The organism is Mycobacteriales bacterium (genome assembly GCA_040902655.1).
In the GTDB taxonomy this organism is placed as follows: Bacteria; Actinomycetota; Actinomycetes; order Mycobacteriales; family SCTD01; genus SCTD01.
Window position 1 is genome coordinate 77,946 of the sequence record JBBDWV010000032.1, and the last position, 13,084, is coordinate 91,029.

Annotated in this window: 19 protein-coding genes; 13 read left to right on the forward strand and 6 right to left on the reverse strand. The window is 72.2% G+C overall.

Annotated elements, in window-relative coordinates; all coding sequences use genetic code 11:
* The first annotated feature begins 9 nt into the window (after positions 1-9).
* Positions 10-987 carry a non-homologous end-joining DNA ligase gene (ligD, locus tag WD794_09825; GenBank protein ID MEX2290610.1) on the forward strand — a complete coding sequence of 326 codons (978 nt, stop codon included), beginning with the start codon at positions 10-12 and terminating at the stop codon, positions 985-987.
* Positions 984-1,874 carry a non-homologous end-joining DNA ligase gene (gene ligD / locus WD794_09830; protein MEX2290611.1) on the forward strand — a complete coding sequence of 297 codons (891 nt, stop codon included), beginning with the start codon at positions 984-986 and terminating at the stop codon, positions 1,872-1,874. The genes ligD (WD794_09825) and ligD (WD794_09830) overlap by 4 nt, the downstream gene beginning before the upstream one ends.
* 5 nt (positions 1,875-1,879) lie before the next feature.
* On the opposite strand, the gene WD794_09835 is transcribed toward ligD (WD794_09830), so the two are convergent.
* Genes WD794_09835 through WD794_09845 form a run of 3 tightly spaced genes read right to left on the reverse strand, consistent with a single transcriptional unit; the run spans position 1,880 to position 3,602 of the window.
* On the reverse strand, positions 1,880-2,353 hold the full coding sequence (locus tag WD794_09835; GenBank protein MEX2290612.1) for a YetF domain-containing protein: 474 nt from the start codon (positions 2,351-2,353) through the stop codon (positions 1,880-1,882).
* 8 nt (positions 2,354-2,361) lie between these two features.
* Positions 2,362-2,877, reverse strand: coding sequence for a hypothetical protein (locus WD794_09840; protein MEX2290613.1), 516 nt, complete (start codon positions 2,875-2,877; stop codon positions 2,362-2,364).
* 29 nt (positions 2,878-2,906) lie between these two features.
* Complete coding sequence (locus WD794_09845) at positions 2,907-3,602, reverse strand: HAD family hydrolase (GenBank protein MEX2290614.1); 696 nt, start codon at positions 3,600-3,602, stop codon at positions 2,907-2,909.
* A gap of 78 nt (positions 3,603-3,680) precedes the next feature.
* Here WD794_09845 and WD794_09850 point away from each other — a divergent pair, with 78 nt between their 5' ends.
* The 5 genes from WD794_09850 (at position 3,681) to WD794_09870 (ending at position 5,443) form a co-directional block, all read left to right on the forward strand.
* Positions 3,681-3,914, forward strand: coding sequence for a DUF6158 family protein (locus WD794_09850; protein ID MEX2290615.1), 234 nt, complete (start codon positions 3,681-3,683; stop codon positions 3,912-3,914).
* Positions 3,911-4,075: a hypothetical protein gene (locus WD794_09855; GenBank protein MEX2290616.1), complete on the forward strand. Its 165-nt coding sequence runs from the start codon at positions 3,911-3,913 to the stop codon at positions 4,073-4,075. The genes WD794_09850 and WD794_09855 overlap by 4 nt, the downstream gene beginning before the upstream one ends.
* Positions 4,076-4,084: 9 nt before the next feature.
* On the forward strand, positions 4,085-4,726 hold the full coding sequence (locus WD794_09860; GenBank protein MEX2290617.1) for a TetR/AcrR family transcriptional regulator: 642 nt from the start codon (positions 4,085-4,087) through the stop codon (positions 4,724-4,726).
* Between the two features lie 90 nt (positions 4,727-4,816).
* Positions 4,817-5,044: a DUF3107 domain-containing protein gene (locus WD794_09865; protein MEX2290618.1), complete on the forward strand. Its 228-nt coding sequence runs from the start codon at positions 4,817-4,819 to the stop codon at positions 5,042-5,044.
* Between the two features lie 120 nt (positions 5,045-5,164).
* A complete protein-coding gene (locus WD794_09870) occupies positions 5,165-5,443 on the forward strand; it encodes a GlsB/YeaQ/YmgE family stress response membrane protein (GenBank protein MEX2290619.1) in 279 nt (92 codons plus the stop codon).
* Between the two features lie 86 nt (positions 5,444-5,529).
* On the opposite strand, the gene WD794_09875 is transcribed toward WD794_09870, so the two are convergent.
* Positions 5,530-6,183 (reverse strand): ferritin-like fold-containing protein, encoded by a 654-nt coding sequence (locus tag WD794_09875; GenBank protein MEX2290620.1) that lies wholly within the window; start codon positions 6,181-6,183, stop codon positions 5,530-5,532.
* Positions 6,184-6,366: 183 nt separating this feature from the next.
* Here WD794_09875 and WD794_09880 point away from each other — a divergent pair, with 183 nt between their 5' ends.
* The 4 genes from WD794_09880 to WD794_09895 all read left to right on the forward strand — a co-directional run bounded on the left by WD794_09880 (position 6,367) and on the right by WD794_09895 (position 10,433).
* Complete coding sequence (locus WD794_09880) at positions 6,367-8,061, forward strand: DEAD/DEAH box helicase (GenBank protein MEX2290621.1); 1,695 nt, start codon at positions 6,367-6,369, stop codon at positions 8,059-8,061.
* Positions 8,062-8,340: 279 nt separating this feature from the next.
* Positions 8,341-8,844 (forward strand): metallophosphoesterase, encoded by a 504-nt coding sequence (locus WD794_09885; GenBank protein ID MEX2290622.1) that lies wholly within the window; start codon positions 8,341-8,343, stop codon positions 8,842-8,844.
* The gene (locus WD794_09890) at positions 8,841-9,578 is read left to right on the forward strand and encodes a TSUP family transporter (GenBank protein ID MEX2290623.1); all 738 of its coding nucleotides are present in this window, start codon (positions 8,841-8,843) and stop codon (positions 9,576-9,578) included. The genes WD794_09885 and WD794_09890 overlap by 4 nt, the downstream gene beginning before the upstream one ends.
* Before the next feature lie 9 nt (positions 9,579-9,587).
* Positions 9,588-10,433 carry an alpha/beta hydrolase gene (locus tag WD794_09895; protein MEX2290624.1) on the forward strand — a complete coding sequence of 282 codons (846 nt, stop codon included), beginning with the start codon at positions 9,588-9,590 and terminating at the stop codon, positions 10,431-10,433.
* Between the two features lie 116 nt (positions 10,434-10,549).
* Here WD794_09895 and WD794_09900 read toward each other — a convergent pair whose 3' ends face one another.
* Together WD794_09900 and WD794_09905 are read right to left on the reverse strand one after the other, a co-directional pair.
* Positions 10,550-10,873 carry an antibiotic biosynthesis monooxygenase gene (locus tag WD794_09900; protein ID MEX2290625.1) on the reverse strand — a complete coding sequence of 108 codons (324 nt, stop codon included), beginning with the start codon at positions 10,871-10,873 and terminating at the stop codon, positions 10,550-10,552.
* A 124-nt stretch (positions 10,874-10,997) separates the two neighbouring features.
* Positions 10,998-11,309 carry a hypothetical protein gene (locus tag WD794_09905; GenBank protein ID MEX2290626.1) on the reverse strand — a complete coding sequence of 104 codons (312 nt, stop codon included), beginning with the start codon at positions 11,307-11,309 and terminating at the stop codon, positions 10,998-11,000.
* 359 nt (positions 11,310-11,668) lie between these two features.
* Here WD794_09905 and WD794_09910 point away from each other — a divergent pair, with 359 nt between their 5' ends.
* Together WD794_09910 and WD794_09915 are read left to right on the forward strand one after the other, a co-directional pair.
* The gene (locus WD794_09910; GenBank protein ID MEX2290627.1) at positions 11,669-12,079 is read left to right on the forward strand and encodes a CBS domain-containing protein; all 411 of its coding nucleotides are present in this window, start codon (positions 11,669-11,671) and stop codon (positions 12,077-12,079) included.
* A gap of 95 nt (positions 12,080-12,174) precedes the next feature.
* Entirely contained in the window at positions 12,175-12,945 is a 771-nt protein-coding gene (locus tag WD794_09915; GenBank protein MEX2290628.1) for an oxygenase MpaB family protein, read from the forward strand.
* Positions 12,946-13,084: the final 139 nt, after the last annotated feature.

Sequence of the window (13,084 nt, forward strand, 5' to 3'; positions counted from 1 at the left end):
GTGCACCGCGTGGATCCGCCGCCTGCAGGCCGGGCGCCGCTGCCGCAGGGGATCTCGCCGATGCTGGCCAGGACGGGGCCGTTGCCGGCGGACGACGGCCGCTGGTCCTACGAGGTGAAGTGGGACGGCGTCCGGGCGCTCGTCGCCGTCGACGGCGGCCGCGTCACGATGACCTCCCGCAACGGCAACGACATCACGGCCGCCTATCCGGAGCTGCGCGGGCTCGCGCTCCCGCTCGGGTCGACCGCGGCACTGCTCGACGGCGAGGTGGTGGCCTTCGACGCCGCCGGGCGGGCGGACTTCGGCCGGCTGCAGTCACGGATGCACGCGCGCACACCGACAGCAGAGTTGCAGCGGGACATCCCCGTGACCCTGCTGCTGTTCGACGTCCTGCACCTGGCGGGCGTCTCCCTGCTGACCCGGCCGTACGACGAGCGACGCGCGGCGCTGGAGTCGCTGCCGCTGTCCGGCGACCGGTGGCAGGTGCCGCCGGCCTTCCCCGGCGACGGCGAGGCGGTGCTGACCGCGACCCGCGCCCAGGGCATGGAGGGGGTGGTCGCCAAGCGGCGCGACAGCCGCTACGAGCCGGGCCGGCGCAGCGACTGCTGGGTGAAGGTCAAGCACGTCCGGCGGACCTCCGCGGTGATCGTGGGCTGGAAGCCGGGCGAAGGTGGCCGCGCGGGGCGGATCGGGTCACTGCTGCTGGCCGTGCCCGAGGGCGACAGGTGGGTCTACGCCGGGCACGTCGGCACCGGCTTCGACACCGCCACGCTCCGGATGCTGGCCCACCGGCTGGAGCCGCTGCGGATCGGGCAGCCGGCGCTGGACGACGTCCCCCGCGAGCACGCCCGGCACGCGGTCTGGGTGGAGCCCCGGCTGGTGGTGGAGTGCGACTACACCGAGTGGACGCGGGACGGGCGGCTGCGGCACCCGTCGTACAAAGGGCTGCGCGAGGACATCGACCCGAGAACGGTGGTCCGGGAATGAGCAGGGTCGTCGTCGACGTGGAGGGTCGGCAGGTCGCCCTCAGCAACCTGGCGAAGGTGCTCTATCCCGACGGTTTCACCAAGGGGCAGGTGCTCGACTACTACACCCGGATCGCGCCGGTGCTGCTGCCGCACCTGACCGGCCGCGCGTTGACCCGCAAGCGCTACCCGGACGGCGTCGACGGGCCGGTCTTCTTCGAGAAGAACGCACCCCGCGGCACTCCCGGCTGGGTGCGCACCGTGACGCTGCCCTCGCCCGGCTCGAGCCGGAACCGCGAGACCATCGACTACGTCGTCGTCGACGACCTGGCGGCCCTGGTCTGGACGGCGAATCTGGCCAGCCTCGAGCTGCACACGCACCTGTGGCGGGTCGAGGGTGCGCAGGAGCCGAGGGCGGCGGCGCCGGACCTGGTGGTCTTCGACCTCGATCCGGGGCCGCCGGCGACGATCGTCCAGTGCTGCGAGGTCGCCCAGCTGCTCCGGCCACTGCTCGAGGCGGACGGATTGTCCCCCCTGGCCAAGACCAGCGGCAGCAAGGGACTGCAGCTGTACGCCCGCGCCGACGCCTTTGCCTCCGCCGAGCAGACCTCGGCGTACGCCAAGAAGCTCGCGCAGCGGCTGGAACAGGAACGCCCGGAGCTGGTCGTGCACCGGATGACCAAGTCGCTGCGCGCCGGCAAGGTGCTCGTCGACTGGTCGCAGAACAGCGCGGCCAAGACCACGGTGAGCGTCTACTCGCTGCGCGCGAAGGAACGCCCGACGGTCTCGGCACCGGTGACCTGGCAGGAGGTGGAGCGTTGCGCTTCACCGCAGGACCTGGTCTTCACCAGCGACGACGTGCTGGCGCGGGTGGAGCGGCACGGGGACCTGTTCGCCCCGCTGCTGTGAGTCGCTCAGCCCGCGGGCTTGTCCGGCGGCGGTTCGTGGTCGGCGCCGGTGAAGAAGGAGAAGTTGCCGTTCGGCTCGAGGATCCCGACCTGGACCTTGCTCACATCGTCGATGCCCTGCTGCCGCATCGCTTCGTACACCTCCGTGTCGGACAGCCGCTCGTAGCGCATCATGTCCTCGCGTAGCACGCCGTTCTGCAACACGACCACCGGCTGGCCCTCCAGCTTCCCGCGACTGCCCGGGAACCGCCAGGACAGGTAGGAGAAGGCCACGATCAGCAGCGCGAAGGTGCCCACCGCCAGCATCGCGCCGGTGACGCTGTAGTCCTCCTGCGTCACCCCCTGCTGGATGAGGTCACCCATCGTCACCAGCAACACCAGCTCGAAGGCGCTCATCTGGCCGAGCTCGCGCTTGCCGACGACGCGCGTGATGAACCACAGGAAGAAGTAGACGGCGGCCGCACGGTAGACGATCTCCACGACGCTCCCTACGGCCAGATCCAGGTGGCGACCTCGGCCGTGACGGCCGGCGTGCCGTCCTGGTCCACCACCGAGAAGAAGCCGTGCTCGCCCCGTTGCCGCGCCGGCTCGATCCGGGTGTCGACCGTCATGACGAAGACCTCCCCACGCGGCGGGAGGAACTCGTCCTCGGTGTAGCCGGGACCCGCGGTCTCGGCGTTCGGCGCGGGAGTGAAGGCGTTCTCGTCGAACATCTCCAGCCACTCGGTGCGGTAGCGCAGCTGGACCGGCTCGCCCCCGAAGCCGCCGGCCCGGCGCACCTCGACCTGGACCCGGACCGCGTGTCCGGGCCGCGAGATGCGGGGGTAGGTGACGGTCAGCTCGTAGCCCCCTCCGCGCACCGTCGTGGTGCTGGTGTGCGTGCCGAGCAGTCCCACCGCGCCGGCCAGCACGAACGCCGTGAGCACGACCAGGCCGATCCGCCGCTGGCCACGACTGCGGCGCACCTCGGCCGGCTCGCGCGGCGCCGGCAGCGTGCTGATCACGGCCGCGCTGTACCCGCCCAAGATCAGCTCTAACGGAGCAGCCGCCCCACCGGTGAGCGCTCCAGGTCCTGCAGCAGCTCCGAGGGATTCCCGTAGACCGCCGCGGCCCCCGCCTCCTGCAGCTCGCGCTCGCCGATGCCGCCACACATCAGGCCGATGCACGGCACGCCCGCTGCGCCGGCCGCACGTACGTCGTAGACCGTGTCGCCGAGCATCACCGCGTTGTCCGGCGCCACCCCGACGGCGTCGAGGGCGGCGCGGACGATGTCGGGCGCCGGCTTGCTGTGCTCGACGTCGCTGCTGTCGACGACAGCGCTGACGACGTCGTCGCAGCCGATCTTCTCGCGGAAGTCGGCCACGTCACCGGGGCTGCCACTGGTGCAGTAGACGACCTTCGTCCCGCGCCCGGCGCAGGTCCGGATGAGCTCCGGGACGGCGTGGAAGGGGATGCACCGCTCGCGCAGCGGCGCCCACTTCTCGGCGTGACCGTCGACGACCTGCTCGTCGGACCGTCCGACGAGCGTCTGGACGAGGTCGCCGGAGCTGCGGCCGATGGCCCGGTGGATGTCGAAGCACGACACCTCGTACCCTGCGTCGCGAAACGCCTCCCACCAGGCGATCACGTGCAGATAGACGGTGTCGAGCAGCGTCCCGTCGACGTCCAGGACGAGGGCGGTGGGACCGGACGCTTGGCCGTTGGGTCGCGGAGGTGCAGGCTGGGTCATGGACCGCCCGGTACCCGGGTAGGGGCGGAGCCACCCGCCCGACGACCACGCCACCCCGCGACAGCACGGAGGACAGACGTGACCGGAGTGCCGGCCGACCAGCTGACCGACGAGGCCCTGGAACGCGAACTCAAACATCTGCACGACACGCGCCACGACACCTTCCTGCACGGCAGCGAGGACGCCCTGCAGTTCCACACCATGCGCACGACCGAGCTCGAGGAGGACTACCTGCGCCGCAATCCCGACCGGGTCATCGACGCACGGCGGACGCGGCACGGCTCGCGCGAGCTGTCGGGGCAGGACACATGAGCGAGCGGACTCCCGAGGACCTGGTCGAACAACAGAGCACCCCGACCCGCGACGCGGCGCTGGGTGAGCTGCCGGACGTACCGCTGGAGGCGGACGACGCCGACGCGGCCGAGCAGGCGGTGGTGGTGGAGCTCGACGAGGACGAGCGCCGCTCGGACTAAGGTCTGAGCGTGACGACGACCACGCAAGGACGCGACTTCGCGCCGCGCGGGACCCGCCTGCCGCGGCAGGCCCGCCGCAAGCAGCTGCTCGGCGCCGCGCAGGAGGTCTTCGTCGCGCAGGGCTACCACGCCGCGGCGATGGACGAGATCGCCGAGCGGGCAGGCGTCAGCAAGCCGGTGCTGTACCAGCACTTCCCGAGCAAACTCGAGCTCTATCTCGCGCTGCTGGACCAGCACGCGGAGAATCTGGTGCTGCGCGTGCGGGAGGCGCTGGCGACGACCACCGACAACAAGGCCCGCGTGGCGGCGTCGGTCGCGGCGTACTTCGACTTCGTCGACGGTGAGGGCACCGACGGCGAGGGCGCCTTCCGGCTGGTCTTCGAGAGCGACCTGCGCAACGACCCGGCGGTGCGCGAGCGGGTGGAGCGGATGACGCAGGGCTGCGTCGACGCGATCGCGGAGACGATCGCGCACGACACCGGCTACCGCGCCGAGGAGGCGCAGCTGCTGTCCATCGGGCTGTCCGGGCTGATGGAGGTGGGCGCCCGCTGGTGGCTGACCTCGCCCGACCGCATCCCGAAGGAGCGGGCGGTCGAGCTGCTGCTGGGGCTGGCCTGGCGCGGCATCTCGGGCGCACCACGCACCGGCTGAGCCCGGTTGCGCCCAGGGCGTACGGCGAGGTGCACCCGCGGCCGGCGGGCTAGCCTGCGTCTTCCGTATCCCGCAACGAAGGAGTCCTCGGTGGAGGTCAAGATCGGCGTCCAGTACGCCGCGCGCGAGCTCGTCCTCGAGAGCGCGCAGTCCCCGGACGACGTGGCCAAGGCCGTCGCCGAGGCGCTCCGCGCCGACCTCGGCGTGCTGTCGCTCGTCGACGAGAAGGGCCGCCGCGTCCTGGTGCCCGCCGACAAGCTGGCCTACGTCGAGATCGCCGAGTCCGAGCAGCGCCGGGTGGGCTTCGGCGCGCTGTAGCCCACGGCCGGCGCAGGTCGGCTGGACGGCAACGGAGCGCAACCGGAGGTTCACGGGACACGCAAGCGGGAACGACTGCTGCCGATCGGGCCGACCGGGCCCCGACCTCAGGAGGAACCCGTGCTGCTCACCATTATCGGCATGATCATCATCGGTGCCATCGCTGGTTTCATCGCCCGCGCGCTCGTTCCCGGCAAGGATGCGATGAGCGTCCCCGCGACGATCCTGCTCGGTATCGTCGGCTCGTTCGTCGGCGGTTTCCTCGGCTCGCTGCTGTTCGGCGGCGGTGACGGCGAAGGCTTCCTGCGCCCGACCGGCCTGATCGGCTCCGTCATCGGCGCGATCATCGCCCTGCTGGTCTACAACGCGGTGAGCGGCAAGAAGCGCTCGCACGTGTAGTCCGTCCGTCACGTCCCGCCGGAGGTCGGCGCCCCACCCGGGGTGCCGGCCTCCGGCGCGTGTTGCCGCGCCCGACGGCTGCGGCGCTACGACTGCAGGCCGAGCGCCGCCATCCGCGCCGTGTGGTTGTCGGTGAGCCGGGTGAGCAGCCGGGCGATGCCGGCCAGGTCGCCGCTGCCACCCACCAGCAACTCGGTCAAGGCGTCCCGCTCGACCGCGACCCGCTGCGCCTGGATGAGCGCCTCCCCCACCAGCCGGCGGGCCCAGAGCGCGAGCCGCCCGGCCACCGCCGGATCCGCGGCCGTCGCCTCACGCACCTTGCTGACGGCGAACGACGCCTGGCCGGTGTCCGCCAGCGCCTCCAGCACCAGCCCACGGGTGGACGCGTCCTGCACGAAGGCGGCGACCTCACGGTAGAAGTCGCTCGCCAGGCCGTCGCCGACGTAGGCCTTGATGATCCCCTCGAGCCAGTCGTTCGGCGGCGTCGACTCGTGGAAGGCGTCGAGCGGGCCGACGAAGGGCAACATGGCCTGCTCCGGGTCGATCGACTCGCTCAGCATGTGGTCGTGCAGCCGCCGGTAGTGCTCGAACTCCGCGGCCGCCATCGTGGCGAGGGCGTGCTTGTCGCGGATCGTCGGCGCCAGCCGGGCATCGCTGGCCAGCCGCTCGAACGCCGTCAGCTCGCCATAGGCCAGGACCCCCAGCAGGTCGACGGTTGCCTGGTCCAGCCGGGTGTTCATGCGGGTGATCCTGCCGTACCCCTCGCCACCCGCCGCTCCCGGTAGGCTGGGACTTCCAGGGGCGGCGCTCGCCGCTCCGACCGTGTGCGTGGACCGCAGTCCCGCCGGCGCGCCGGGCTCTCCCGAGACCCGCAGCGAGCCCGCCTCTGTCGTCGGTCGGCGCGACGCAAGAGAGGCACTCCGCTGACCACCGAGACCCCCGCCAACGGCTTCGCCGCGCTCGGCGCCCTGCCCGAGACCGTCCAGGCGCTCGAAGCGCTCGGCATCACGACGCCCTTCGCCATCCAGACCATGACCCTGCCGATCGCGCTGGCCGGTCACGACCTGATCGGTCAGGCGCGCACCGGTACCGGCAAGACGCTGGGCTTCGGCGTGCCGCTGCTCCAGCGCGTGAAGAGCAAGGCGGAGGGGTCGGACGGGCGGCCGCAGGCGCTGGTCGTCGCGCCGACCCGCGAGCTGGCCGTCCAGGTCGCGACCGACATCGAGAAGGCGGGCAGCGTCCGGAGCATCCGCATCGCGCAGATCTACGGCGGGCGGGCCTTCGAGCCGCAGGTCGAGACGCTGCGCAAGGGCGTCGAAGTCGTGGTCGGCACTCCCGGTCGACTGCTCGACCTGGCCCGCCAGGGCCACCTGGACCTCTCGCACGTGCAGGTCCTGGTGCTGGACGAGGCCGACGAGATGCTGGACCTGGGCTTCCTGCCCGACGTCGAGCGGATCCTCGAACTGCTGCCGACCGAGCGGCAGACGATGCTGTTCTCGGCGACCATGCCGGGCCCGGTCGTGACCATGGCGCGCCGGTTCATGAAGCAGCCGACGCACATCCGGGCCGAGGAGATCGGGGAGAAGCGGACCGTCCCGGACACCGAGATCTTCGTCTACCGGGCGCACGCGATGGACAAGGGCGAGGTGCTCGCGCGGATCCTGCAGGCCGAGGGCCGCGGGCTGACGATGGTGTTCTGCCGGACCAAGCGGACCTGCGACAAGGTCGCCGCCGACATGGCCGACCGGGGCTTTGCGGCCGCCGCCGTGCACGGCGACCTCGGTCAGGGCGCCCGGGAGCAGGCGCTGCGCGCCTTCCGCAGCGGCAAGATCGACGTGCTGGTGGCCACCGACGTCGCCGCCCGCGGCATCGACGTGCAGGACGTCACGCACGTCATCAACTACCAGTGTCCGGACGAGGAGAGCACGTTTCTGCACCGGATCGGCCGCACCGGCCGGGCCGGCGCCAAGGGCGTCGCCGTCACGTTCGTCGACTGGGACGACATGCCCAAGTGGGGGCTGATCAACAAGGCGCTCGAGTTGCCGTTCCCGGAGCCGGTGGAGACCTACTCCAGCTCCAAGCATCTCTACAGCGACCTGCACATTCCGGCGGGCACCAAGGGCACCCTGCCGCGCTCGGCCCGGGTGCGCGCGGGGCTGCACGCCGAGCAGGTCGAGGACCTGGGCGAGACCGGCCGGCGCAGGCCTGCCGGGCGGGACGGCGGGCGGGACTCCGGCCGGGGCGGGCGCGACGGCGGTCGGGACTCCGGCCGCGGCGGGCGGGATTCCGGCCGCGGCGGGCGCGACGGCGGTCGGGACTCCGGCCGCGGCGGCCGGGACGACTCCGGTGCGGCTGTCGCCGACGACGCGCCCGCACTCCCCAAGCGCACGGGCAGCCCGCGCCGGCGTACCCGAGGAAGTGGTGCGGCGCTCGAGGCGGTGGCCGGCTCCGCGGACGCCGGGGCGGCCCCGGCTCCGGACGCCAGCCGGGCCCCGGCTCCGGACGCCGGCCGGGCCCCGGCTCCGGACGCGGACGGGGCGGGCGCGGGCCCGCGTCGCCGCCGGGGCGGCCGTGGCCGCGGCCGCGGCACCGGTGAGGCGGCTCCTGCCGCGGAGTAGCGCCTCGCCCCCGACGCATCTTCGGGCGCATTCTGCGGCCCGACGGCAGGCCGGGGCTCCTCGCGCCTCGACATGTGCCGCGCAGCGGCTGTTACACCACCGGTCAACATTTCCGGAATCTTGACCTGTGGTGCACACCCCCCGGACAGCACACCCGACTCCGGAGCGACGCGCCGTGTCCACGACCATGCAGTCACCGTCGTCAGGTGAGGTCCGCCTGACGCAGCTTCAGGTGCCCCCTGGCCACGCCGCCCGTCCGCCGGTCGGCAGACTCGCGGCATGCGCCTGCTCCTGCTCGCCGACACCCACGTGCCCCGGCGCGCCCGGGACCTGCCCGCCCCTGTCTGGGCGCAGGTCGAGACGGCCGACCTCGTCGTGCATGCCGGCGACTGGGTGGACGTCGCGCTGCTCGATGCGCTCGAGGTCCGGTCGCGCTCGCTGCTGGCCTGCTGGGGCAACAACGACGGGCCGGCGCTGCGGGCCCGGCTGCCGGAGGTGGCGCACGCGACGCTCGAGGGCGTACGGGTGGCGGTCACGCACGAGACGGGCGGCGCGGCGGGCCGGGAACGACGCGCCGACCTCGCGCACCCGGACGTCGACCTGCTGGTCTTCGGGCACAGCCACATCCCGTGGGACAGCACCACGCCGGGCGGGCTGCGGCTGCTCAACCCGGGCTCGCCGACCGACCGGCGCCGGCAGCCCACCTGCACCTTCCTGACGCTCGAGCTGCGCGACGGCCAGGTGCACGACGTGCGTCTGCATCCGACCTCACGGCATGCATGAGCCTGGCCGCCGCGGGTCTCGTACTCCTCGCGACGCTGGTCACCGCGACCGTCTCCGGGGTGCTGGGCATGGCCGGCGGGCTCCTGCTCATGGGTGCGCTGCTGCTGGTCCTGCCTGCGGCAATCGCCTTCGTGGTGCACGGCCTGCTGCAACTGGTCAGCAACGGCTGGCGGGCCTTCCTGCAACGCCGGCACCTGCACTGGGCGGTGGTCGGCTGGTATGCCGCCGGTGCGACGGCGGCCGCCGGCGCCGTCCATCTGCTGGCCTACACCCCGTCCACGCCGTTGACCTACCTGCTGCTCGGCCTCGTACCGGGCCTGGTCTGGCTGCCGGACAGGTGGCTGGCCCTTGACGCGAGCCGGCCGCCGCACGCGGTCGCGGCCGGAATTCTCGTGACGGCGCTCAATCTGGTCGCCGGCGTGGCCGGCCCGCTCCTGGACGTGTTCTTCGTACGGACGACGCTCGGGCGGCACGCGGTCGTCGCCACGAAGGCCGGGACGCAGGTCCTGTCGCACCTGGCCAAGGTCGTCGTCTACGGCGGCCTGGCCGGCGCAAGCGGGGTGCCGTACGGGCTGGTGCTGGCGGCAGTGCCGCTCTCCATGCTCGGCACGGCTCTCGGCGGTCGCCTGCTGGACCGGATCTCGGAGACCTCCTTCACGTCGTGGACGCGCTGGGTGGTCACCGGGATCGGCGTGCTCTACCTCGTGCAGGCAGCGCGACTGGCCGCCGCCTAACCTGACGGCGTGGCCCTGCACCCCATCTGCGCCGACCTCGACGTCCGGCTGGAGAGCTTCCCGGTGCCGGGGACGACCCTGGCTGCCCTCGTCTGCGAGCCCGCGGGACGACCCCGCTCGACCGTCCTGTTGGTGCCGGGCTACACCGGCAGCAAGGAGGACTTCCGCCGGCTGCTGCGTCCGCTGGCCGACGCCGGGCTGCGGGTCGTGGCCCTGGACCAGCGCGGCCAGTTCCAGTCACCGGGGACGCAGGAGCTGTCGGCGTACACGACCGTTGCCCTGGGCGCGGACCTGCTGGCCGTCGTCGAGGAGCTGGGTGACACGCCGGTGCATCTGCTGGGGCACAGCTTCGGCGGGCTGGTCGCCCGCACGGCTGTGCTCACCCGGCCGCAGGCCTTCCGCTCCCTGGTGCTGATGGGCTCCGGGCCGGCGGGGCTGACCGGGCCGCGGGTGGCGGTGTTCCCGCTGATGCGCCCGCTGCTCGAGCAGGGCATGCCCGCGCTGGTCGAGGCGATGGACGCGATGAACGCCGCCGACCAGCGCTGGCTGACCCTGGACGCCTCGACCCAGGCGTTCCTGCGCGACCGGATGCTGGCCTCGAGCGCGCACGCCCTGCTGGGTATGGCCGACGCGCTGACCGGCGAGCCGGACCGGGTCGACGAGCTGCGCGCGACGGGAGTCCCGGTGCTGGTGCTGCACGGGGAGGCCGATGATGCCTGGCTGCCCGCATTGCAGGCCGAGATGGCAGCGCGGCTCGGCGCCGAGCATGTCGTGGTGCCCGACGCCTTGCACTCCCCCGCGATGGAGAACGCCGACGCGACGGCCAAGGCCCTGCTCGCGTTCTACGAGGACTGATCCTGCGCAGGGATCCGGTGGCGCCACCGGCTGGCGCACCGGCTGCGGACCCCGCGTCGATCATGAACGAGACCCTGTTGACCGTGAATGGGCCGATGTGACGAGCGGGGCCGCTGCTAGGCAGGGCCGCTGCTGTCCTGCACCACCTCGAAGGCCCACAGCGTCGCACCGCTGGCCGCGGGCCGGCTCCCCTCGGGCTTGTCACCGGCCTGCGCGTGACCCTGGCCGAAAGCCTGGGACTCCCGCCAGGCAGTGAAGTCCTGCTTGCTGCGCCACCGCGTGTAGACCAGGTAGTCCGCAGTGCCCTCGACAGGGCGCAGCAACTCGAAATGCTCGAAGCCGGGGGCGGACTCGACGGCCCCCCGACGGGCGGCGAACCGCTGCTCGAGCGTGGCGCCGGCCCCCTCGGGGACGGTCAGGACGTTGATGGCGACGTACAAACGGACACGCTCCTACGGTGGGTCGACGATCTTCGGGGACAGCGGTGTCGAGCCAGGCTGCTACGGCCGCCCATCCGTCGAGTCGACGAGGGCGGCCACTACTGCTGGTCACGCAGCCGGGTCATCAGACCGGCCACGTCGATTTCGTCTGAGGGGGGCCTTCGGCCTCGGCGTTGTCGGCGAGTTCGAGAGCCGCCAGGTATTCCGGGTTCCGGCGAAGCAGAGCGGTCGCGTACACGCTGGTGGTGAGGTGGTCCAAGGGCTGGTAATCCTGCGTCTCACGACAGCGTCGCGCAGTCATCATGATGTCGGCCAGGATGCGCTGGTGTGTCTCGTCCGGCAGCTCCGCCAGAGCGGCCATCAGGATGCGGTGCTCCTCGGACTGTTCGTCGTAGGGCTCGAAGTGCCCGGGCAGGAGCTGCTCAACGGGCGCCATGGGTCACTGCTCTCCATCGGGAAAGATCGATACCGACGTTCTTGACGTGTCGTCGTAGGGGGAACTCTCGGGAATGTCTTTACGGTACCCACATCGGCATCTGTCGGCGACGCTCAATCGCTTCTGTGGGTGAAGGCGCAGGTCAGAGGCGGTATGCCGGTCGCTACCACACCCGGGCGACCGCCGACGGTTCGGTCACGGCTCAAACCGGCACGATGGGCACCGGGTCCTGGGCCAGTCCGAGCCAGGCGTGACCGCAAGGTGGTCCCGCACGTCATCCGGCCGCGCGAGCAGGCATCGCCGTCTGCAGAACGGGCAGGGGACAAGGCGATCCGGCACCCAGACGTGAGGAGAATCCCATGACCAAGGCACGCGACATCATGACGGCGGGGGCCGACTACGTGGACACCTCCACCACGGTGATGGAGGTCGCCCAGAAGCTGGCCACGCAGGACTACGGCTCCGTCCCGATCTGCGACGGCGAGAAGCTGAAGGGCATGATCACCGACCGCGACATCGTCGTGAAGGTGCTCGCCGCCGGCAAGGACCCGCAGACCACCAAGGTCATCGACCTGATCCAGGGCGAGGTCGTCACCATCGGCGCCGACGACTCGGTCGAGGAGGCGATGGAGACCATGAAGAAGCACCAGGTGCGCCGGCTGCCGGTCATCGACGGCCACAAGCTCGTCGGCATGCTGGCCCAGGCCGACCTGGCTCGCAACGACGACGACCGGCGCGTGGGCGAAACCGTCGAGGCGATCTCGAAGTAGCCCGTACCCGGCCCGCGATTCGCGCCACGGCCATCGCCGCCCCGCCCGAGTCCCCCGACCCCGGGCTCTTCGGCCCGGACAGCATCACCTGGCGGGTGCACGCCGACCCGACGATGGCGCTGTCCGGGCTGCGGGCGCTGCTGCTGCAGGCCCTGCACCCACTGGCGATGGCCGGTGTCGCGCAGCACAGCGACTTCCGGCAGGATCCGTGGGGCCGGCTGTTCCGGACGGCGGACTACATCGGCGTCACCACCTTCGGTACGACGGAGCAGGCCCGGCGGGCCGCCGCCCGGGTGCGCGGCATCCACCGCGACCTGGCCGGCATCGAACCCGAGACGGGGCAGGCGTACCGCGTCGACGACCCGGACCTGCTGCGCTGGGTGCACTGCGTCGAGGCCGAGTCGTTCCTGACCACCGCGGTGCGCTGTGGCCTGCGGCTGTCGGCCGCCGAGCAGGACCGGTACTACGCCGAGCAGACGGTGAGCGCCTCGCTCGTGGGACTGGACCCGGCGACGGTGCCGACGTCGGTGGACCAGATGGCTTGCTACTTCAGAGATGTTCGTCCGCAGCTGCGTGCCACCGCCGCCGCTCGGGACGCCGCCCGATTCGTGCTGTGGCCGCCGATGCCGGTGCTGGTGCAGCTGGGCACCCCCGCCCGGCCGGCGTGGCTCGCGCTCACCGCGGCCGCGGGCGCGATGTTGCCCCGCTGGGCCCGCCGGATGTACCGGCTACCGGGGATTCCGACCACCGACCTGGCCGCGAGCGCCGCCGGGCTCGCCTTCCGCAGCGGCCTGCTGGTGGTCCCGGAGTCGCTGCGGCTGGGGCCGCACGTGAAGCAGGCGCACGCCCGACTCGGCCTGGCCTGAGATCCTCCGCTCCGTCGAACCTTGCGTCCTGCTGAGCCCCGCGCAGGATGCTCCTCTCAGCAGGACGCAGCGGCCACGGCTCAGCCTTGCGTCCTGCTGAGCCCCGCGCAGGATGCTCCTCTCAGCAGGACGCAGCGGC